General features: G+C 72.7%; 19 protein-coding genes and 1 pseudogene. 6 read left to right on the plus strand and 14 right to left on the minus strand.

What is annotated here, in order from left to right; all coding sequences use genetic code 11:
* From AB0J80_RS06575 to AB0J80_RS06595, 5 genes are all read right to left on the minus strand, one after another.
* On the minus strand, positions 1-1,099 hold a 1,099-nt coding region (locus AB0J80_RS06575), incomplete at its 3' end, for a Pecanex-like protein 1 (protein ID WP_364701083.1).
* A 99-nt stretch (positions 1,100-1,198) separates the two neighbouring features.
* Positions 1,199-1,990 (minus strand): DUF4142 domain-containing protein, encoded by a 792-nt coding sequence (locus AB0J80_RS06580; RefSeq protein WP_364701085.1) that lies wholly within the window; start codon positions 1,988-1,990, stop codon positions 1,199-1,201.
* Positions 1,991-2,189: 199 nt separating this feature from the next.
* Positions 2,190-2,894 carry a hypothetical protein gene (locus AB0J80_RS06585; protein ID WP_364701087.1) on the minus strand — a complete coding sequence of 235 codons (705 nt, stop codon included), beginning with the start codon at positions 2,892-2,894 and terminating at the stop codon, positions 2,190-2,192.
* A gap of 270 nt (positions 2,895-3,164) precedes the next feature.
* Positions 3,165-3,941, minus strand: coding sequence for a zf-HC2 domain-containing protein (locus AB0J80_RS06590; protein WP_364701089.1), 777 nt, complete (start codon positions 3,939-3,941; stop codon positions 3,165-3,167).
* Positions 3,941-4,618 (minus strand): sigma-70 family RNA polymerase sigma factor, encoded by a 678-nt coding sequence (locus tag AB0J80_RS06595; RefSeq protein WP_364701091.1) that lies wholly within the window; start codon positions 4,616-4,618, stop codon positions 3,941-3,943. Before AB0J80_RS06595 ends, AB0J80_RS06590 begins: the two co-directional genes overlap by 1 nt.
* Positions 4,619-5,345: 727 nt before the next feature.
* On the opposite strand from AB0J80_RS06595, the gene AB0J80_RS06600 reads away from it, so the two are divergent.
* Entirely contained in the window at positions 5,346-5,819 is a 474-nt protein-coding gene (locus AB0J80_RS06600) for a hypothetical protein (RefSeq protein WP_364701093.1), read from the plus strand.
* 18 nt (positions 5,820-5,837) lie between these two features.
* Here the strand turns inward: AB0J80_RS06600 and AB0J80_RS06605 are convergent, their stop codons facing one another.
* The 5 genes from AB0J80_RS06605 to AB0J80_RS06625 all read right to left on the minus strand — a co-directional run bounded on the left by AB0J80_RS06605 (position 5,838) and on the right by AB0J80_RS06625 (position 13,037).
* Positions 5,838-6,797: a hypothetical protein gene (locus tag AB0J80_RS06605; protein ID WP_364701322.1), complete on the minus strand. Its 960-nt coding sequence runs from the start codon at positions 6,795-6,797 to the stop codon at positions 5,838-5,840.
* 2 nt (positions 6,798-6,799) lie between these two features.
* The gene (locus tag AB0J80_RS06610; protein ID WP_364701095.1) at positions 6,800-9,289 is read right to left on the minus strand and encodes an SMC family ATPase; all 2,490 of its coding nucleotides are present in this window, start codon (positions 9,287-9,289) and stop codon (positions 6,800-6,802) included.
* Positions 9,286-10,434, minus strand: a complete 1,149-nt coding sequence (locus tag AB0J80_RS06615; protein ID WP_364701097.1) for an exonuclease SbcCD subunit D — start codon at positions 10,432-10,434, stop codon at positions 9,286-9,288. Before AB0J80_RS06615 ends, AB0J80_RS06610 begins: the two co-directional genes overlap by 4 nt.
* A gap of 54 nt (positions 10,435-10,488) precedes the next feature.
* Entirely contained in the window at positions 10,489-12,240 is a 1,752-nt protein-coding gene (locus AB0J80_RS06620) for an ATP-binding protein (RefSeq protein WP_364701099.1), read from the minus strand.
* Positions 12,241-12,344: 104 nt separating this feature from the next.
* Positions 12,345-13,037, minus strand: a complete 693-nt coding sequence (locus AB0J80_RS06625) for a pyrimidine reductase family protein (protein WP_364701101.1) — start codon at positions 13,035-13,037, stop codon at positions 12,345-12,347.
* Between the two features lie 155 nt (positions 13,038-13,192).
* On the opposite strand from AB0J80_RS06625, the gene AB0J80_RS06630 reads away from it, so the two are divergent.
* From AB0J80_RS06630 to AB0J80_RS06640, 3 genes are all read left to right on the plus strand, one after another.
* Positions 13,193-14,209 carry a LacI family DNA-binding transcriptional regulator gene (locus AB0J80_RS06630; RefSeq protein ID WP_364701103.1) on the plus strand — a complete coding sequence of 339 codons (1,017 nt, stop codon included), beginning with the start codon at positions 13,193-13,195 and terminating at the stop codon, positions 14,207-14,209.
* A gap of 148 nt (positions 14,210-14,357) precedes the next feature.
* Positions 14,358-15,131 carry an amino acid-binding protein gene (locus tag AB0J80_RS06635; RefSeq protein ID WP_364701105.1) on the plus strand — a complete coding sequence of 258 codons (774 nt, stop codon included), beginning with the start codon at positions 14,358-14,360 and terminating at the stop codon, positions 15,129-15,131.
* 92 nt (positions 15,132-15,223) lie between these two features.
* Positions 15,224-16,231 (plus strand): GNAT family N-acetyltransferase, encoded by a 1,008-nt coding sequence (locus AB0J80_RS06640; RefSeq protein WP_364701107.1) that lies wholly within the window; start codon positions 15,224-15,226, stop codon positions 16,229-16,231.
* 52 nt (positions 16,232-16,283) lie between these two features.
* On the opposite strand, the gene AB0J80_RS06645 is transcribed toward AB0J80_RS06640, so the two are convergent.
* Genes AB0J80_RS06645 through bioB form a run of 3 tightly spaced genes read right to left on the minus strand, consistent with a single transcriptional unit; the run spans position 16,284 to position 17,972 of the window.
* Entirely contained in the window at positions 16,284-16,805 is a 522-nt protein-coding gene (locus AB0J80_RS06645; RefSeq protein ID WP_364701108.1) for a GNAT family protein, read from the minus strand.
* The gene (locus tag AB0J80_RS06650; RefSeq protein WP_364701110.1) at positions 16,789-16,980 is read right to left on the minus strand and encodes a hypothetical protein; all 192 of its coding nucleotides are present in this window, start codon (positions 16,978-16,980) and stop codon (positions 16,789-16,791) included. The genes AB0J80_RS06645 and AB0J80_RS06650 overlap by 17 nt, the downstream gene beginning before the upstream one ends.
* On the minus strand, positions 16,977-17,972 hold the full coding sequence (gene bioB, locus AB0J80_RS06655; protein WP_364701112.1) for a biotin synthase BioB: 996 nt from the start codon (positions 17,970-17,972) through the stop codon (positions 16,977-16,979). The genes AB0J80_RS06650 and bioB overlap by 4 nt, the downstream gene beginning before the upstream one ends.
* A gap of 100 nt (positions 17,973-18,072) precedes the next feature.
* On the opposite strand from bioB, the gene AB0J80_RS06660 reads away from it, so the two are divergent.
* Together AB0J80_RS06660 and bioD are read left to right on the plus strand one after the other, a co-directional pair.
* Positions 18,073-19,209 carry an 8-amino-7-oxononanoate synthase gene (locus AB0J80_RS06660; RefSeq protein WP_364701324.1) on the plus strand — a complete coding sequence of 379 codons (1,137 nt, stop codon included), beginning with the start codon at positions 18,073-18,075 and terminating at the stop codon, positions 19,207-19,209.
* Positions 19,210-19,694: 485 nt separating this feature from the next.
* Complete coding sequence (gene bioD, locus AB0J80_RS06665; protein WP_364701326.1) at positions 19,695-20,402, plus strand: dethiobiotin synthase; 708 nt, start codon at positions 19,695-19,697, stop codon at positions 20,400-20,402.
* A gap of 24 nt (positions 20,403-20,426) precedes the next feature.
* Here the strand turns inward: bioD and AB0J80_RS06670 are convergent.
* Positions 20,427-20,774 (minus strand): annotated as a pseudogene (locus AB0J80_RS06670) (response regulator transcription factor); the annotation flags it as partial.
* Positions 20,775-20,912: the final 138 nt, after the last annotated feature.

Below are 20,912 nucleotides of genomic sequence, written 5' to 3' on the forward strand. Positions count from 1 at the left end.
GCTGACCGCCCTGCTGCTGGTCGTTGCCGCCCTGCTGCTGGTCGTTGCCGCCGTTGCCGCCGCCGACCTGGATGCGGACCGCGTCGAACGCCGGGGTCTGGTTGGCGCGCTGCATCATGGGGATGCGGTGCGAACCGTCACCGGCCCACGAGGCGCACTGGGCGAGACCCTGGTCCGGCAGACCCGGAACCTGGATGGTCACGGTGTCGGGGGCGCGGCCGCCCTGCTTGTCCTCGGTCGCCACGAAGAACGCCGGGGCGGGAGCCGGGTCCGGCGCCTCGTTGGTGCTGTTCAGCATCCGGCAGGCGGTGTGGAAGTGACCGCGGACGATGCCGTCCTGCAGCACCGAGGACTCCACGTAGTAGCCGCCCTGGCCGGCCGCGAGGAACCGGTCGCGGATCAGGTTGCGCGTGCTCACCTTCAGTGTGAACGGCTGGCCCTGCTCGACCTGCTCCGGTGCCTCGGTGATGAGCAGCGACGGGTTGTTCTCCTGGGCGCCGACCTCACCGAACTCGGTGGAGACGCAACGGTTGCCGTTCTGGAAACCGTCGTGCGGCTGCAGCTGGCTGGTCTGGCAGCTGTTGGTCAGGATGCCCAGACCGGCGCCGGGCGGCGGGTTCTGCTGGCCACCGCCCTGCTGCTGGCCACCGCCCTGCTGCTGACCACCGTTCTGCTGCTGGCCACCGTTCTGCTGGCCGCCGCCGGCGTTGGTGTCGTTCGACGCCGCCGGGCTGGCGCCTCCGCCACCCTGGTTGTTGCCGGCGTTCTGCATCACCCACTGGCGGCAGCGGGCGCGCATCTGCTCGGTGGTCGGCACGCTGCTCGCGCCGTCGTCGGAGTGCTGGGTGACCCGGCCCTTGTTGGTGGTGTACGTGCCCTGCCGGGTCTCGGTGGAGAGCCGGGTCCGCTTCGGTGCTTGGAGGTTGTTGCAAGCGGCCAGAGCGCGCTGTGTCGAACGCTTCGTGCTCGCGTCGGACACCTGCGTGACGGTGACGATGCCACCGAAGGCGACCAGGGTGGCCACCGCGGCGATGATCCGGCGCCGACCGGTGAACCACTTTGAATACTTGGATTCGCGCCGGTACTGCGACCTTCGCATTGCTGACACCTTTCTCTGTCCACACGTGGCGGGCGGTGGAGCCGCCTGGGGTGAAGCCGTACGGCCTGGTCGGCTGGCCAGGTCGGGACCGTCCGCGAGCTACCGCGATCGGAAGATGCGCATGGTGGTGACCACGCCGGCGACCAGGGCGACGGCGAGAACGAGGAAAATCACGGAGGTGTTGACGCCCGGGACCCCGCTCGAGCTGCCGGCCGCGACGAGCATCGCGTTGTCGACCGGGACCGGGCCCTTGTTGGTTCCCGCCGGCGGAGGTGCCGTCGGCAGCGCCGCGTAGTCGACGATGCCGCTGCTCTCCAGCAGGGTCATGTGTGTCATCACGAACTGGTTGGCCTGCTGGGCCAGCTTGCGCACCGAGTCGTTGCGGGTGCTCGCCCGGATGGTCGCGATGGCGGGGAAGATCTTGCCGTGCGCGGCCCGCAGCCGGTCGACGTAGATCTGGTCGAACTGCTCCGGCGATGCCGCATTGCGCATCTCGTTGAGCCAGCCCTGCTGGTCCGTGTTCGGGTCGTTCGGCAGCGCGATGCCGAGCTTCTTGGCGACCGCGATGTCGAGCTTGTCGAGGACGACGTGCTGAGCCGCGATCGACTTGCCGATCTCGCGGATCCGCGGGTCCTCGGACTTCTCGACGGCCATGTTGCCCGCCGGGATCTCCCACAGCCCGGCCAGCCGGACCTTGATGACGAAGTCACGGTCCGACATCGCGACCGTGCCGGTTCCCCGGTCGGTCAGGCCGGTGTTCGGCGGGATGGGCACGCCGGGGGAATCGGCGGCACGGGCGGCGCCGGCAGGGGCCAGCAGGAACGCCAGGGCGGTGGCCAGGACGCCCACCAGCCAGCGCTGCGGCCGGCGAGTGGAGCGAGCGGCGATCATCTTTTCACACCTCCGACGACGTGGGGAAACGATTCCGGCGACTGTTTCGGATACGCGGAAACGCTAGGAGCAGGTGTTGCCGTGTCGCAATGGAAAACGAAGTTCTTACGCCCGACTTAAAGAGAACTTATGGCCGGGAATTCACTACGCCCGGCGGCCGGCCGCCGCCTCGGAAGGCGTCGACCGGCCGTTGTTTCACTCAGTAGCTGTAGTCCGACCCGCCGCTGTCGGAACCGGCGTCGCCGCCGCTGTCCCCGGACCCCTCCTCGTCGTCCGAGGGAGGTGCGACGGGCTTCGACACGGCGGGCAGGCAGGTCAGGTTCTTCTTGCCTTCCGGCGTGACCACGAACCAGGTGGCGGCCACGTTCTGGCCCTTCCACTGACCCGGCTCCTTGTCACCGATGTAGGTGTAGAGCGGCCACTTGTCGAGGGTCAGCTGCAGGGTGCCGTCCTCGCGCTCGACGGTGCCGACCAGCTCCGGGTCCACGCCCTCGAGCTTCGGCTTCTCACCCTTGTTGATCACCGCGGGCGGCCAGATCTTCGCGCAGTCGCCGTTGCAGTTCGAGGCGACCTCGGGCTTGACCTTGTCCTTGTCGAAGCGGTACAGCACCTTGCCGTCCTGGTTCTGGACGGTCTCGCCCATCCGCTTCACCTTGGTGGCCTTGAGCTCGGTGGTGACCTCGTCCTCGCTCAGCTCGGGCGCGTCGGCGCCCTCATCCGCGCCGTCGTCGGCCTCGGCACCGGGGGTGGCGCCCGGCGTCGGCCCGTCGGTGGGCTCGGCGCCCGGGGTGGCGGCGACCTCGTTGGCCGCCGGCTGCGCGCCGTAGTCACTGCTGTTGTATCCGCTGGGGGCGCAACCGGGCAGCGCGAACGCCGCAGCGATCGCGGCGCTTACGACGATCAACTTCCGCTTCTCCGGTACCACGAGAGCCCTCCCACTTATTTCGTCCATCTCCGTGTCCGCGCTGTAGTACGCAGCGGACCGCCGCGGAGGTTGAACAATCGGCCCAATCAATTTCTTGGAATTTCGTTGAACCATCCGGCTCCGGCATCCGTGAATGACAGGGCCCGCGCACGACTCGGCTGCGCGCGGTGAGCGCTTCTTGGACGTACGGTGAAAAGCAGCGAGCCCGGCCGCACAATGGCGACCGGGCTCGAAACCGTTTCGTATTCGTCAGGGCACGCGGACGAGTGTCTTCGTGCTCCCGTCGGGGTCGATCGACTCCACCAGGACGTGGGCGATGTCCTTGCGCGGCAGGGCCGTCGCGGCGATCAGCTGGAGCGGCTCGGGCTGGGCGGCCGTGCCCCAGCCCTTCTCCCCCACGGTCCAGGTCGACAGGACCACCGGATCGCCGGCGGTGGGGACCGCGACCAGCCGGCAGGTCAGCGGACCCTTGATGTTGGAGACCGCGAAGGACACCTGCGTGCCCCAGTCCTTGGGCTCGAAGCCGACGGCCGCCGAGACGCTGGTGCGGTTGTCGGTGTTGGAGTACGACTCGCCGGGCAGCTTGGTACCGCCGATGCCGACGCCGCCCTGGGCCAGCGGCAGCGGGTCGAGCTGCTTGCTCGAACGCTGGCTCGGCCCCTGCTGGGAACCCTGCTCCGGGGCCAGCCACTGGGCGCCGGCGAAGAGCGCGCCGATCGACAGCATGGCGAAGACCACGACCGCCGCGGCCAGCGAGTACAGCCGCCGGCTGTTCGCCCGGCGCCGTTCCCGCTTCACCTCGCCGATCATCTTCTTGAGCATCACCCCGTCGCGGCGCGACTGCTCGGTCGCCACGAGGGCGTCCGCGTCGACGTCCGACAGGATATCCACCACCGGCAGCAGCGACTCCAGCTCGACCGCACACGTGGGGCAGTCGATCAGGTGGTCCTCGAAGCGGGCAGCGTCACGCTCGTCGAGCACGCCCAGGGCGTACGCGGCGACGTCGAAGTGCTGTTCCTGCGTCATTACTCTGTCACCCCCCGCTGCTGCAGGGCCGTCCGCAGGGCCCGCAGGGCGTAGTACACACGCGACTTGGCCGTACCGAGGGGCAGGCCGAGCACCTCAGCGGCCTCCGGAACGGTCCGGCCGCGGAAGTACGTCTCGACGAGGATCTCCCGGTGCGACTGGCTCAGCGTACGCAGGGCATCGGTGACCGTCATCAGCTGGAGGACCCGATCCGTGTCGTCGGCCGTGCTGGGGAAGCTCTCGAGCTCTCGGTCGTACGTCTCCGGCGGGCGGGCGCTGGTGCTGCGGTGATCGTCGATCGCGATCCGCCGGGCCACCGTGACGAGCCACGGGCGCAGCGACTGCTGCCCCTGCGCGCCGAGGCGGTGGGCGTTGCGCCACGCCCGCAGCAGCGTCTCCTGGACGATGTCCTCGGCCCGCTGCCGGTCGCCGCCGGTGAGGCGGAGCACGAACATCAATAGCGGTCCCGCGTGCTCCTCGTAGAGCATCCGGACGAGCGTGTCCTCGTGACTCGCGGTCGCCGACCCGGCCTCATGGCGGGCCTGCCGCGGCATCACGGCGTCATCATTGTCCGCACTACGGCCTCCGTCGAGAGCCTGCCACCGGCCTCCGGATCGCTGCTGCGTCATGACGCGCACCCCATCCGGCGTGAGCCGCTCCATGACCGTCGCATGCATCGATTCCTCCTGCCGGTGCTTTCCCCGTCGCCTGTCATACGGGCGGGGGGCCCCGCCGGGATCAAAGCGATCGGGAAAATTTCCGGACCCCGGCCAGGAGGGGCGGCATCGACGCGCAGTCGCAAGAGATTCCTCCGGTTTCAAGCGCGTTGGGCGCGCTGCACCACCCGCGGGAACGCGGAGGCCGGGCGCGCATGGGGGGCGCTATTCATCCATAGGCGCCGATATGCGCCCAGGGGCACGCGAATAATACTCAGCAAGCCCGCCGAGTCGACAGACGCACAGTGCGGCGTGGGCGGCCTCGGCGGACGCCATGTCGGCGCACTGTCACGTGATCCTCACCGCGAGTCGCAAAACGCCCATCCCGGATGCGCGCTGAGTAGCGTGACGGCAACGGTGAGCAGCTCCGCCACGAACCGCCAAAAGGTATGAATGGGACCCGGTCGCCCACCCTGCCGGTCGGACCGGCGCCGGTGATGTGCCCGGATCGTCCGTGCGGCACACGCCCACCCGCCGCCCCGTTGCCGCCCGCAGCGGCCCGATCGACCGGTCCGCGAGGACCCGGCCGACCCGCTCCGCCGGTCGACGTGCGCGGCCGGCCCACCCGGCCGACCCACCAACCGACCTATCGGCCGCTTTTCCGGCTGCCTACATGCCGGGACGGGGACTCACGAGCCGTCCGGTGGACCCGGCGGCATATCGTGCCGGTTCGACGAACGGGGGGATCGTGCACGGCGAACGCGGTAGGCAGCAGGCGGCCGTCACGCTACTGACGGTCTTCGCGGTCGTCGACGTGCTGCACACCTTGCTGACCATCGGCCACTACGAGCACCGGATCACCGTCGTCACGCACGGCGAGCCGGACCTGTACCCGGCGGCCTTCGCCTACGAGCTGTTCGCCCACGTCGTGGGGCCCTGGCAAGGCGCTGGGGTGCTGTCGCTGATCGTCGCGGCCGCCGCCGTCCTGATGGCCGTGTCCTGCGCCCGGGGAACACCGCCCGCCGACCGAGCCACCCTGGGCTGGCTCAGTGCGACTGCCTTGCTGAAGTCGCTGTCGGCGGTCTACGACGTCGTCGCGGCGCCTCCCGACCCGGCCGTCGACGGCGTCCTGGCCACCCGGCCGATCGCCTACCCGCTGTGGGTCGCCTCCACCACCGTGCTCGTCATAGCCACCAGGCGGTTGGCGCGCGCGATCCGGTAGACGGCCTCGCACGGAACGTCAGCGGCTGCGGGCGGTGGCCAGGGTCAGCGCGCGGTGCAACACCCGGGCGTCCCCCAGCATCCCGCGCAGCCGCCGCTCCAGCCCGGCGATCGGCACCAGGTTCTGCGGCGCCCGGGGATCCTTGTACGCCGACGACGCGAACCGGGGCAGCGTCGCCCCCGACAGCTCTGCGAGCTCGATCGCCTGGTCCGGCGTCAGATCCGGGGAGCACTCGATCCGCACGATCCCGGACCAGGGCGCGCCGGAGGAACCGGGCAGGCGCAGATACCAGGACCAGCCGCCCCAGACCGTGCCGAGCGCGAAGACCGGCGTGCGCTGGCCCGGCCGCAGCGCGGTCACCACCTGGGTGAGCTGGGCCGGCAGGTACTGCTTCTGCTGGGTCTTCACGTAGCCGATCGTGCGGGGCAGCTGGCGGCGGTTGCGCAGCGGCCCGTCCACGACCAGCAGGTCCGCGCCGTCCGAGCCGTGGTTGCGGGCCTCGCCGGAGATCTCGATCTCGAGGGCGGTCAGCGGCCCCTGGACGGCCGCCGGGAGCTTGCTGGCCTCGCCCGTGCCGCTGACCCGGTGGACGGCGTACCGCACCGAGCCAGCCTGCACGTCCTCGGCCGACGGGCTGGCGGTGAACAGGCCCCGGCCCACCCGCGCGCCGGCCAGCTCGGCCGCTCCCCTGCGCAGGTCGCACCGGACCACGCCGGCGGCGTACGAGGCGGCGAGCCCCGCGTACGACTGGCCGTCCTCCTCGGCGGTCCAGAGGCCGGCGTCGTTGCGGCGCACCCCGTCGACCAGGAACACGACGTCCGGGCAGCGCACCCGGGCCGACACGTCGATCGGGGCCCACTGCGCCGCCGGCACCTCGACGTCGGTGTCGACCTGGGCGCTGCTCGGCGAGGCGGGCCCGTCGGAGTCGCCGCCCTCGAAGGACGCCCCGTACGCCGGGTCCCAGGAGTCGACGAACATTTTCACAGGCCGACCCTTTCCACGTGCGCCGTACGCGCGTCCTTGTGCACCTCGAACCGGACCGGCACCCGCTCGGCCAGGGCCTGCACGTGGGTGACCACGCCGACCATGCGATCGCCGCGGGCGGCCAGGTTCTCCAGGGTGGCGGCGACCACGTCGAGCGTCGCCGCGTCGAGGGTGCCGAAGCCCTCGTCGAGCACGATCGACTCCAGGCTCGCCGCAGTCGTGGACATCCCGGCCAGCTGCTCCGACAGGGCGAGCGCCAGGGCCAGCGACGCCTGGAACGTCTCGCCGCCGGACAGCGTGCGGACGCCCCGGCGCAGGCCGGCGTCGTGGTGGTCGACCACGAAGAACTCGCCCTTGTCGTGGATCAGGTCGTACTGGCCGCCGGTGAGGTCGCGCAGGATCCGGGAGGCACCGTCGACCAGCAGGTCCAGCGCCTCCTCCAGCAGCCACCGCTCGAAGTTGTTGGCGCGCAGGTGACCGGCGAGGGACTTCGCCACCCTCCCGTCGCGCACCAGGGCGGCGCGCTGCTCCGCATACGCCCGGGCCTCCTCGCGGCGGTCGACGAGGCGCTGCCAGGCCGCCTCGGCGCGCTCGGCCGCGACCGCCGCCGCCCGGATCAGGTCGGCGTCGGCCCCACCGGCCGGGGCCGGCAGCCCACGATCGGTGAACAGGCCCACCACCGCGGCACGGGTCCGTTGCGTCTGCGCGTGCGCCGCCTCGACCGCGGCCGTCGCCTCGTCCCGGTCCGCCTGCCTGCGGCGCGCCGACTGCTGCGCCCATTCCACCAGCGCCGACCAGGCTCCGGCGAGGTCGTCGCGGTCGGCCGGCGGCGGAGCGAAGCGGGCCACCGCGTCCCGGACGGCGTCGAACGACCGCCACGCCGAGCGCTGCTGCTCCTCCGCGGCGGCGACCGAGCCCTGGGCCTTGCGCTGAGCTTCCCGGGCGGCGCGCACCTCGGCGCCGGCCTCGTCGAGCTTGCGCTGCAGCCGGGTCAGCTCGGCGAGGCGGGTCCGCAGCGCCTCGACGCCGGGCGAGTCGGCGAGGGCCGCCTTCACCTCGGCGAGCCGCGACTTGTGCTGCTCGTACTGGGCGCGCTTGCGGTCGAGGCCGCGTTCCAGCTCGCGGGCGACGGCGTCGCGCTGCTTCCAGGCCGTCGACGCCACGTCGGCCGCGGACCGGGCCGCCTTGCCCTGGCGCTCCGCGGCCTGCACCGCCGACCCCTCCGGCATCGGCGGCACGGTGGTCACCGTCTGCTCGCACACCGGGCACTCGTCCCCGGCGGTCAGGTGTGCGCGCAGCGCGGCGGCCCGGTCGACCGTCTGCGCCTCGGCGTAGTCGAGCCGGGCCTGCTCGAGGAGCTGCTCGGCGCCGAGGTGCGCGGCCCGGGCCAGCTCCGCGGCGGCGAGGGCGTCCTTGTACTCGACCTCGGCGACCGAGACCTCGCCCGCGAACCACTCCGCCTGGCCGGTCAGCCGGTCGAACTCGACGTGCCGGTCCAGCAGCAGCCCCAGCGAGCCCGCGTCGCCGGCGGCCGCCAGCTCTCCGCGTACCTTCTCTTCGTGCTCTTCGGCGGCACGCACTGCCGCCGCCGCCTCGGTGAGCGCTGTCCGCGCGGAGGCCGCGGCCTCGGCGACCTGCACGCTGCCGGCGGGGGCCTTGACCCGGGCCAGTGCGGCGAGCTCTTCGGCGATGGCGTCGCGCGCCGCGGCCAGCTCGCTCTCCTTCTCCCGTACGGTGCGCAGCCGCGGCATCGCCTCCTCGACGGCCGTCGTCAGCTCGCGCATCGCGGCGAGCCGGGCGGCAGCGGCCTCGACCGCCTCGTCGTCGGCGTCGGCGAGCCCGGCCAGCGCCTGGTCGACGACCGTCAGCTGGGCCTCGGCCTTGGTGGCCCGGGTGGAGGCGCGGGTCTGCACCTCCTCGTAGACGTGCAGGCCGAGCAGGTTGACGAGGATCTGCTGGCGGGTGGCGGGCTTGGCGTGCAGGAAGTCGGCGAACTGGCCCTGGGGCAGCACGACACAGCTCGTGAACTGCTCGTACGGCAGGCCGACCGCCTCGACGATCGCCTGGTCCATCTCCGCGGGCGTGCCGGCGAGCACGTCGCCGAGGTCGTCGAGGCTCATGCCGGTGTCGAGCCGGGTGACGTCGAAGCCCGGCGGCATGAGCTGCAGCCCCGCCCCCGCGGTCTTGACGTTGCCGCGCCCGTCGCGGCGCACCACCCGGGTGGCGACGTACCGGGAGCCGGCCGACTCGAAGACCAGGCGCACCCGGGCCTCCGTAGCCGACGGGGCCAGGGCGTTGCCGATGCCGCGGCTGCCACCCCACCGGGGCACGGTGCCGTAGAGAGCGAAGCAGATCCCGTCGAGCACGGTGCTCTTGCCGGACCCGGTCGGGCCGACCAGGGCGAAGTAGTCGGCGTCGGTGAAGTCCACGGTGGTCTCGTCCCGGAACACCGTGAACCCGGCCATGTCGAGCCGCAAAGGCCTCATTGCTGGGTGCTCACCTCGTCATACAGCTCGTCGAAGAGTTCGCGGACGCCTTCCTCGGCGTTGCCGCGGCTGTCCAGGTAGTCACCGAAGAGCTCGCGCGGCGAACGGCCCGCCCGCTGCGCCATGGTGCTGGCCTTGTCGGGAACCATGTCGGGGTCGATGCGCACCTCCAGGGCGTTGGGCAGCAGCTCCTGCACGTCCTCGCGCAGCCCCACCCGCGGTGTCTCACGGACGTAGACACGCAGCCACGCGTCCGGAAGGTTCACCGTGGCGAGCTGTTCGAGGCTGCCGCGCACCGTACGCAGGGTGCGCGCCGAGGTCAGCGGCACGTCACGCACCTGGGCCGCCTTGTCGGTGGAGACGTCGACGATCGCGACCGAGCAGACGTTCTCCTCCTCGCCGAAGTCGACGGCGAGCGGGCTGCCGCTGTAGCGCACCGGGCACGGCCCGATGACACGCTGCGCGCGGTGCAGGTGACCCAGAGCGACATAGTGCGCGTTCGCCGGAAAGACGGTGGCGGGCACCGCGTAGCCCATCACCGTGTGAGCCTCGCGCTCGCCACCGCCCGTGCTGGCGCCCACGACGGTCAGGTGGGCGGTGAGCAGGTTGACCACGCCGGGCTCGGCGAAACCCTCGGCGAGGCGCGCGATCAGGCGGGCGACGTGGTCCGCATAGGTCTGGGTGGCCTCGGCGGCGGTCAGCTCGTACATCTCGACGGCGCGGACCGCGTAGCGCTGGGACAGGAACGGAAGCGCCGCCAGCTGCCAGCGCTCCCCGCTCGCGGTCTCGCCCCGGATGATCAGGTCGTCGGGTTTGTCGCGGACCGACCCGCGCAGCTCGATGCCCGCCGCATCCGCCCACGGCCGCAGCGCATCCAGCGCCTGCCCGTTGTCGTGGTTGCCGCCGATCGCCGCCACCCGGGCACCGGTCTGCCGCAGCGCCGACAGGGCCCGGGTCACGACCCGCGTCGAGTCCGGCGAGGGCGCGGCGGTGTCGTAGAGGTCACCTGCCACGATCACCAGGTCCGGCCGCTCCGCGCGCGCGACCTCCACGACCTGGGCCAGCACGCGGATGTGCTCGTCGTGCCGGTTGCGTCCCTTGAGGACCTTTCCGACATGCCAGTCGGACGTGTGCAGGATGCGCATCGCCTCATCTTTCGCCGTTTTGGTCGTGCTCTGCGCCGAAGGCGCCTTGGCAGGCTAGAACGGAATGTCGTCGTCCGGCGAACCGCCGCGTCCGCCGACTACCGCGAACGGGTCCACTCCCTGGACGATCGAGCGCTGGGTGCCGATCGGCGGCGGGCCGGACTCCGACTTGCGGGTGGCCCAGGCGGGGAACGGGAACTCCACGCAGAGCGGCACGGGGATGTCGGGCTGGTTGACGAACATCGTGCCCGGCCGGGCCAGCAGCGCCCGCTGGCGCATGGCCGGGGGCAGGAAGCCGTACTCCGGGCGGGACGCCTCCGCGGGATCGAGGCGGCCGACCACCCGGATGGCCGAGTTGGTCACGATGCGGCGCTCGACCTCGCTGGCGGTCTGCTGGGCCCCGATGAGGATCACGCCGAGGGAGCGGCCACGCTCGGCGATGTCGAGCAGCACCTCCTTGATCGGCGAGGAGCCCTCCCGCGGGGCGTACTTGTTGAGCTCGTCGAGGACCACGAAGAGCAGGGGCCGGCCGGTGCCGGACTTCTCCTTGTCGTCGAACTCGGTCTTCAGGGTCACGCCGACCACGAAGCGTTGCGCGCGGTCGGGCAGGTTGTGCAGGTCGACGACGGTGACCTGGGCGCTCTCCGCGGTCTTGATCTGGTGGGGGCGGCGGGCGGCGAGGTCACCCCGGATCAACCGGGACAGGTCGCGCTTGCTGCCGATCAGGCGCCGGGCGAAGGCGTTGACCGTGCCCATGTTGACCGCGCTGCCCGCCCACGTCGAGCGGGTCTCGTCGTCGGTGAGCTGGTCGACGACGTGGTCGACGAGGTCGCCGTAGGACCCGAGCCGGCGGCCGTCGATGCTGATGCCGCCCTCGGCCGCGACGGCGTGCCGGTGCAGGTGCGCGGTGACGGAGTGGACCACCATCGTGTACTGCTGGCGTTCGTCGTCGGCGTCGGCGAACACGTACGGCAGGAGCCGGTTGGTGCAGAACTCCTCGAGCGTCCAGTAGAAGCTGTCGACCCCGGTGAGCCTGCTGTTGACGTCGGGGGCGCCGGACGAGTCACCGGCCCGCGGCGGCGCGTAGACCCGCACATCCGGGAAGGCCGAGGCGGGCAGGCCGAGCAGCTTGTAGCCGGCCGTGGTCGCGTCGTCCAGCTTGGTGTTCTCGTGGTCGAGGAAGAGCAGGTCCTCGCCCTTGACGTTGAAGATCAGCGCCCGCGCGTTGGTGCCGTCGGCGCCCAGGGCACCGGAGCGGAACACCGAGTAGAGCAGGAACGTCGCGAAGCTGGTCTTGGTGGCCACGCCCGAGATGCCGGAGATGGACACGTGCGCGCCGCGGGTGCCGTCCAGGAAGTCGGCGTTGAGGAACACCGGTACGCCGTCGCGGCCGGTGCCCATCGGGACGCGCCGCTCCATCCGGTCGAAGTGCAGCGCCGCGTCTCGGGCCGAGCCGGACGCGCGGTGCACGACCGCGCCGGGAGCCGGCGGCACGTAGAGCTCCGGGTCGACGCGGGTGGTGGTGACCTCGGCCGCCTCCTGCACCAGCGCGGGCAGGGTGCCCTCGGCGATGGCGAACACGTCGGAGTCGAACTGGGCGCCCTCGTGCCGCGCGCGCACCTGCGTGACCACGCCGGCGATCTTCACCGGCTCGCGGTCGGGCAGGTCGCGGGTGGTCACGACCACGTCGTCGAGCTGCAGGTAGCTGCCCGGCGTCACCGCCGTCCAGAACTGCAACGGGGTGGCGTCGGCGGTGCCCAGGACGCGCCCGACGGGTTCGCTTGCTTCGACTGGTTCTTCTGACACGCCGATCATGTTGCACCAGAGGTACGACAGTTGTCGGACGCCGCGTCGGTTGGCACGCGTTGTCCACAACTTCTAGGGGTCGTCCACAGGGTTGTCCACAACTTCTAGGCTCTGCGGGCGTACCGGAGGAAGAGCATGTCATCCTCGGCCAGGAGGCTGCGCAGCTCCATCCGCCGGGGCGGCCCGTCCGGGCCGGCGGCGATCCGGCCCGCGCCGCCGCCGGCGAGCAGCGGCGAGACGGTCAGGCAGACCTCGTCGACCAGGTCGGCGGCGATCAGCGCGCCGAACAGGCGCGGGCCACCCTCGCACAACACCTGCGTGGCACCGCGGCGGTGCAGCTCGGCGACCATCGCCGCCAGGTCGACCGCTTCGTCACCCAGCGGGAGGATCTCGGCGACCTCCGCGAGACCCGGCGGCGGCACGGCACCGGCGTGGGTCACGACCAGCGGCGGGATCGGCGCGTCGGAGAAGATCAGCTGGCCGGGGTCCAGGTCGAGGGAGCTCGACACCACCACCATGAGCGGGAAGTCGGGGAGCCCCCGGGCGCGGCGCCACGCCCGCCCCGCCTCGTCGAGGCGCAGCGCGTCGTACCCCTCGGTGCGTACCGTTCCGGCCGCGGCCACCAGAGCGTCGCAGGTCATCCGCAGCAGGTCGAAGATCTGTTTGTCGCCCGGGCCGCCCAGCGGCCCGGACTTCCCCTCGACCGTCACCGCCCCGTCGACGCTGGCGATGAAGTTGACCCGCAGTGTCGGTTCCGCTGCTCGCGGGTAGCGCTCGAGCAGCTCTTCGAGGATCATGGCGAGGCCGGGCCGGTCACGGGCGGCGTGGGCTCGACGGGCCGGTGCTGGCAGTCACACCAGGACCCGCCTCTGCAGTCCTCGTGCTTCCGCTCGCGGCATGCGCGGCAGATCATGCCGCAACCCTAGACCGTACGGCAGGAGAAAATGCGCCCATGACCAGGCAGCCCGTCCGTTCCCCGGGCCGCCCGACGCTCGACGCCGTCGCGGCGCGCGCCGGGGTGGGCCGCGGCACGGCGTCCCGTGTCCTGAACGGGTCCGCCCAGGTGAGCCCGCAGGCCAAGGCCGCCGTGGAAGCCGCGATCCTGGAGCTCGGCTACGTCCCCAACCGCGCCGCCCGCTCGCTCGTCACCCAGCGGACCGACTCGGTGGCCCTGGTCGTCTCGGAGTCGCAGGAGCGCGTGTTCGGCGAGCCGTTCTTCGCCGCGGTGCTGCGCGGCATCAACGCCGCCCTGCTGGAGACGCCGCTGCAGCTGTGGCTCGCCATGGCGGCCTCGGCCGGGCAACGGCAACGCGTCGAGACCCACCTGACCGAGCAGCACGTCGACGGCGTCCTGCTGCTCTCCCTGCACGACGAGGACCCGCTGCCGCGGGTGCTGCGCGAACGGGGGATGCCGTTCGTGCTCGGCGGGCGGCCGGCCAACCCGCACCCCGACGACTTCTTCGTCGACGTCGACAACGCCTCGGGCGCGCGCCAGGCGGTGGAGTATCTGATCGCGGGCGGCGCCCGCCGTGTCGCGACGGTGGCCGGACCCCAGGACATGGAGGTCGGCCGGGCCAGGCTCGCCGGTTACCGTGCGGCGGTACGCGGTGCCGAGCTGGTCGCGTACGGCGACTTCACCGAGGAGGGCGGGGCGGCCGCCATGCGCGCCGTGCTCGCCCGCGACCCGGACGTCGACGCGGTCTTCGCTGCCTCCGACCTGATGGCCAGCGGGGCGCTACGGGCGCTGCGCGACGCCGGCCTGCGCGTACCGCAGGACGTGACCCTGATCGGCTTCGAGGACGCGCCGATCGCCCGCCAGTGCGAGCCGCCGCTGACCACGGTGCACCAGCCGGTCGAGGAGATGGGCCGGCGCATGGCGGAACTGCTGGTCAACCGCATCCGCCGGGAGCCGGTCGACGATTCCCACGTTCTGCTCGACACCCATCTGGTCCGTCGCGCCTCCGCCTGACCCGTCCTACCCTGAGAGTGATTCAGGGCATTCCGCTGCGCCTTGACGGCCGGGACACGGCGGCGCAACGGGTGTGAAACGCCGATCCGGCAGGCTGGCGCCAGCGGGGCGGTACCACCGTGCCGCCATTGACGACGGGAGGAGTTGCATGTTGCTGCGGGTACGGGTCACCCTGCCGGACCGCCCGGGCGCCCTCGGCCAGGTCGCACGCACGCTGGGCGTCGCCGGGGCCGACATCGTCCAGGTGGTGGTGCTGGAGCGGCTCGGCGGCCGGGCCGTGGACGACTTCACCGTGGTCTGGCCGGGCGCGTCCCGCGTCGAGCGACTCCTCGCCGGCCTCGCCGCCATCCCGGGCGTGCAGGTCGACGGCGTGTGGAAGGCGATCGGCGCCCCGGTCTCCGGCGGTCACGACGCCGAGCTGCTGGCACAGGTGGCCGCCAACCCCGCCGACGGGCTCGCGACCCTGGTCGACGCCGTGCCGGGCCTGCTCGCCGCGGACTGGGCCGCCGCCGCGGTGGTGCCGCCGGACTGGGCCGCCCGCTCCGCGGCACCCCGGCCGCTTCCCGAGTCCTCGCTTGGCATGCCGGCCGACCTGCGCGGGCCGGCGGGCGGCGAGCCGTCGGTGGCGTACGCGAGCTGGCGTGCCCCCTCCCCGCTGCGCCTGCCGGAGGTCACCCCGCTGCGCGCCCGTCCCATGACCGGCCCCGACGCCACCCGGTACGCGGTAGCGCCCTTCGGCCGCGCCGGCCTGGTGCTGATCGTGGCCCGCACGGACGACGTCGAGCTGCCCGCCGCCGCCTTCCACGTCACCGAGGTCGACCGCGTCGCGCAGCTGGTCCGCGCCGCCGCGGTGATCCTGGGCGACCGGCTGGACCGCGCGGGTGTGCCGCCGGTCGCATCGGCTGTGACTGACCCCTCATAGTTCTCCCAGCTCAGGCAATGCGCAGGTAACACCGGCGAGAGAGGCTTACCTTCGGTTCCAGGCGACTCGATCCGGAAGGGAAGTGCCGGCCCATGGCGCTGTGGCGGATCCGGGCGACGGTCGACGACCGCCCGGGTTACCTGTCCGTGCTCACCGCCAGCCTCGCCCTGCGCTCGGTCAACATCCTCGCCGTCCAGGTGCACACGACCGAGGGCGGCGCCGTCGACGACTTCCTCGTCGACGCCCCGGACACCATGTCGGAGCTCGAGCTGCAGACCGCGATCGCCCGCGGCCGCGGCCGGGACGCGTTCGTCATCCGTGCCGAGGCGCAGGGCCTCGCCGACCAGCCCACCCGGGCGCTGACCCTGGCCGGCCGGCTGGTGCACGACCCGGAGGCGCTCGGCGAGGCCCTGGTCGCCCTGCTCGACGCCGCCGAGGTCCGGTGGCGCCCGGCCGGCACGGTGGTCCTGCACGGCTACGACGAGCAGCACATGACCCTGATCGACCCGGCCGGCGGCACCTACGAGGTGATGCGCCCGGCACCCGCCTTCACCCCGGCCGAGTACGCGAGGGCCCAGGCCCTGGTCGAGGTGAGCGCCGCCATCCTGCGCCGCGGCGCCGAGCAGACCACGCTGCTGCTGCCCGACGGCGCCGAGCTGCTCGTGCGGGAGGCGACCGGCGACGACCTCGAGGGCGTACGCCGCCTGCACGCTCAGAGCCCGTCGGAGGCCCGGCTACGCCGCCTGGTCGAGCCGGCGACCGGGGTGACGCTGCTCGCCACGGCCCAGGACAAGGTCGTCGCCATGGCCACCCTGCGCACCGAGGGCGACCTGGGCGAGGCGTCGCTGCTGGTCCAGGACGCGTGGCAGCGCCGGGGCATCGGCACGGCCCTGCTGCGCCGGCTGCTCGACTGGGCCGAGCGCGCGGACCTCGAGGCCGTCGTGGCGCACGTCAGCGCGGACAACGTGGCCATGCTGCGGACGCTGCGCCGCCTCGGAGTGACCGGTCCGGGCCGGCGCGACGGCGCGCTGCTGAGCCTCACGCTGCCGGTCGGCGGCCGCCCGGGGGTGCCGAGGGAGACTCCTGCCACCTCAGGGTGACGGGTGAGAGACGGCGGCGGTGGGCCTTCCGGGGCCCGCCGTCGCCGATGGGTCAGCGCACCAGTTCGCCGGCCAGCAGGTCCATGAGCAGGCCGTCGTGCCACGTCCCGTCGGCACCGCGCTCGTACTGCCGCATGACACCGACGGGCTGGAAGCCGACCTTCGCGTAGCAGCGGATCGCCGCCGCATTGTCGGCCGCCGGATCGATCACCAGCCGGTGGAAGCCGCGGTCGTCGACGAGATGGGCGGCGAGAGTACGCACCGCGTCGGTGCCGACACCCCGGCCGTGCACCGACGGGTCGAGGAAGACGTCGATGCTCGCGTGCCGGTAGTCCGGCTCCTCCTCGGCCGCCCACTGGATGGCCCCGGCGACCCGGCCGTCGACGACGATCGCGTAGTAGTGCAAGTCGGGATCGGCGATGGACTCACGGATCTCCGCGGCCAGGTCGCCGCCGCGCCAGCGGGCCATGACCTCAGGCGTCGCGCGTACGGCGAGCAGCGCGGCGATGTCGTCCTCCGTCGCGAACCGCAGCGTGACGACCGCGCCGCGAAGCGGTTCAGGAGTGGCGGACACCGTGCTCCACACAGGTGGCCGTCCACCCGGTCGGGACCACCTGCACCTTCATCCGGCGACGGCAGTCGGGGCAGAAGCGCGGCGGCTCCAGCCGGCGCGCCACGGCGCAGGCGCTGTGGTCGCCCTCCGCGGCCGGCTCGCCGCACCGGTCGCAGTACGTCACAAGGCCTGTCACAGCGTCGCTGAGAGGGCCTTGACCGGCATCTTCAGCTCCTGAAGCAGCTCCAGGTCGGCCGTCGCCGGGCGGCCCAGCGTGGTCAGGTAGTTGCCCACGATCACCGCGTTGATGCCGCCGAGCAGGCCCTCCTTGGTACCCAGGTCACCCAGGGTGATCTCGCGGCCGCCCGCGTACCGGAGGATGGTCTTGGGCATCGCCAGCCGGAACGCCGCGATCGCGCGCAGCGCGTCCTTGCCCTCGACGACCGGACGGTCACCCAGCGGCGTGCCGGGACGGGGGTTGAGGAAGTTGAGCGGCACCTCGTGCGGATCCAGCTCGGCCAGCTGCGCGGCGAACTCGGCGCGCTGCTCGATCGTCTCCCCCAGGCCGAGGATGCCGCCGCAGCAGACCTCCATGCCCGAGTTGCGGACCATCTTCAGCGTCCCCCAGCGCTCCTCCCACGAATGGGTGGTCACCACGTTCGGGAAGAAGGAACGGCAGGTCTCGAGATTGTGGTTGTAGCGGTGCACGCCCATCTCGACCAGCTCGTCGACCTGCTCCTGGGTCAGCATGCCGAGGCTCGCCGCCACCTGGATGTCGACGGCGGCCTTGATCGCCGCGACACCCTCGCGCATCTGCGTCATGAGCCGCTTGTCCGGCCCACGCACCGCGGCCACGATGCAGAACTCCGTGGCGCCCGTCGCAGCGGTCTGCTTGGCCGCCTCGACCAGCGACGGGATGTCCAGCCACACCGACCGCACCGGCGAGGTGAAGAGCCCCGACTGCGAGCAGAAGTGGCAGTCCTCCGGGCAGCCGCCGGTCTTCAGCGAGACGATGCCCTCGACCTCGACCTCCGGCCCGCACCACGCCATGCGCACGTCGTGAGCCAGCTGCAACAGCTCCGGCAGATCCTCGTCGGGCAGGCGGAGCACATCGAGGATCCCGGCCTCGTCGAGCCCTGCACCGTCAGTCAGCACCTGGGCGCGGGCCCGGTCGAGGATCTCTGGCATGCCCGTACCCTACAAGGCCCTTCCGGGCCGCGGGGCTGTCGGTGGTGAGTGATAGTTTGCCCGGCGGACGGTGTCGAAGCGCGGATCGGTGAGGGGTGCGGTGGCGGGCTGGCAGGAGGCGCTGGAGCGCCAGGCCCGCGCGCGGTCCAAGGCCGGGCTCACCCGCACGCTGCGGCCCCGCGCCGCCGCCGACACGGTCGCCGACCTGGCCGGCAACGACTATCTCGGCCTGGCCGTCCACCCCCGGGTCGTGGCGGCGGCGGTCGAGGCACTGCACGCGTACGGGCTGGGCGCGACCGGTTCCCGGCTCGTCCGCGGCTCGACGGAGGCGCACGCGGCCCTCGAGGCGGACCTCGCCCGCTGGATGGGGTTCCCGCAGGCGCTGGTCTACTCGTCCGGCTTCCTGGCCAACCTCGGTGCCGTACGCGCCTTGGCCGGCCCCGGCACCCTCCTGGTCTCCGACCGCTACAACCACGCCTCGCTGATCGACGGCTGCCGGTCCTCCGGAGCGGACGTGGTGGTGGCCCCGCACGCGGACCCGGCGGCGCTCGCGGAGATCCTCGCGGCCCACCCCGGCCGCGAAGCGGTCTTCGTCACAGAGTCGGTGTTCTCGGTCGACGGCGACCTCGCCCCCCTCGCCGACCTCCACGCGGTGACCTCGGCCCACGGCGCGATCATGCTGGTCGACGACGCCCATGCCCTGGGTCTGCTGGGCCCGTCCGGCGCGGGCGGCGTGGCGGCCGCAGGCCTCGCGGGCGCCCCGGACGTGGTGGTGACGGCGACGCTGTCCAAGTCGCTGGGCGGCGCGGGCGGCGTCATCGCGGGCCCGGAGCCGCTGATCCGCCATCTGATCGACACCGGACGCACGTTCATCTACGACACCGCACCGCCTCCGGCGGTGGTGGCGGGGGTGCACGCGGCGCTGAGGATCGCCGAGCGAGCCGACGACCGACGAGCCGTCCTGAAGGCACGCGCCGATCAGACCGTGAACCGGCTCCGGATGGCCGGGTTCACCGTCACCGCCCCGGCGGCCGCGGTGCTGTCGGTGCCCGCTCCCGGGCCGGAGGCGGCGCTGGCATGGGCTGCGGACTGCCGTGACCGGGATGTGGCGGTGGGATGCTTCCGGCCACCGTCCACGCCGGACGGCTCGTCGCGGCTGCGGCTGACATTGAACGCGGGGATAGCGGCGGAGGAGTTCGACCGCGCTTTGGACGTGATCGTGGAGTGCGCGCCATGACGACCGGTGACCGGACCGCATCGTTGCCCTCGGCCGGAAGCCCATCGCCCGCTCGATCCGACCCGGGCGATCCCACCTCGTCTGCGCCCGTGGCGCCGGAGCCAGGAAGTCCCGTGCCCGTCACCCCCGTCTCGCCCGCGCCGGTCACCCCGGTCTCCCCCGCCCCTGGCATTCCGATCTCCCCGGCCCCCGGCGCGCCCATCTCCCCGGCCCCCGGCGCGCCCATTCCTCCGGTGCCGATCTCCCCGGCCCCCGGCGCGCCCATCTCTCCTGCGCCAGGCGCGCCCGTCTCGCCGGCTCCCGGCGTACCGGGTCTGCCGGAACCCGGGTCGGTTCCCGAGGCGCCGGTCTCTCCCGGCGTCGGGCCGGCCGATCCGGCCGACGCCGACGTCTCCCCGCTCACCGTGCCGGTGCCCGAGCCGGAGTCCGCCGCTCCCGCCGCGCGCACCCAGGCCCGGCCCGCCGAGTCCGGCGAGTGGCGGGGCATCGTACTGATCACCGGGACCGACACCGACGTCGGCAAGACGATCGTCACCTCGGCCGTGGCCGCCGCCGCCCAGGCCGCCGGGCTCCGGGTCGCCGTGATCAAGCCCGGGCAGACCGGTATCGCCGACGGCGGGCCGACCGACATCGACCGGATCACGCACCTCGCCGCCCCGCACACCTGCCGCACGCTCGCGTCGTATCCGGAGCCGCTCGCGCCCCTCGCCGCCGCGCGGGTCGCCGGGATGGAACCGCTCGAGCTGTACGAGGTGGTCGACGCCGTCCGCGAGGAGGCCGCCAAGCACGACCTGGTCCTCGTCGAGGGCGCCGGGGGGCTGCTGGTGCCGATGGGCGTGCGCCCGTCCGGCGAACCGTGGACGGTCGCCGACCTGGCCACCACGCTGGGCGGACAGACGATCGTGGTGGCGCGCGCCGGGCTCGGCACCCTCAACCACACCGCGCTCACGCTGGAGGCGCTCGAGCGCCGGGGCGTCCCGGCCAAGGTGGTGCTCGGCGCCTGGCCGGCCGAGCCCGAACTGGTCCACTGGGCCAACCTGACCGAGCTGGTCCCGCACCTGGTCGGCGCCCTGCCGGACGGCGCGGGGCAGATGGACCCGGGCGTGTTCCGGCGCTCCGCCCCGGGCTGGCTGACGCCGGCCCTCTACGGCGTGCTCGACGACTGGCGCGTCTGGGCCGACGAGGTCAGCTGACGGCCGGAGCACCACGGCGCCGGACTACGTCACCAGGCCGCGGCGGTAGGCGTACACCACCGCCTGCACCCGGTCGCGCAGGTCGAGCTTGGTGAGGATGCGGGACACGTAGGTCTTGACGGTCTCATCGCTGATCACCGGCGTCGCCGCGATCTCGCTGTTGGACAGGCCGTCGGCGATGAGGCGCAGCACCTCGAGCTCGCGAGGGGTCAGCGCCACGTCGTCAGGCCGGTCCTCGGCGGGGCGGATGCGGGCCGCGTACCGGCCCACGAGCTGGCGGGTCACCTCCGGCGCGAGCAGGGCGGCCCCGGATGCGACCGTACGGATGCCGTGCAGCAGCTGCGCGGGCGGGGCGTCCTTGAGCAGGAAGCCGCCAGGACGACGGCCGCCCCGACCGGAGCCCTGCGGCCTGCGGCCGGCGTTGCCCGGCCGTCGTAGCGGTGCTCGACGTGCCGCTGGCCGACAACGGCCGTCGTGCCAGCTCGCTCAGCGACCTCGGCCGGTCCGGCG

It is taken from the genome of Actinoplanes sp. NPDC049548 (assembly GCF_040676695.1).
Classification (GTDB): domain Bacteria; phylum Actinomycetota; class Actinomycetes; order Mycobacteriales; family Micromonosporaceae; genus Actinoplanes.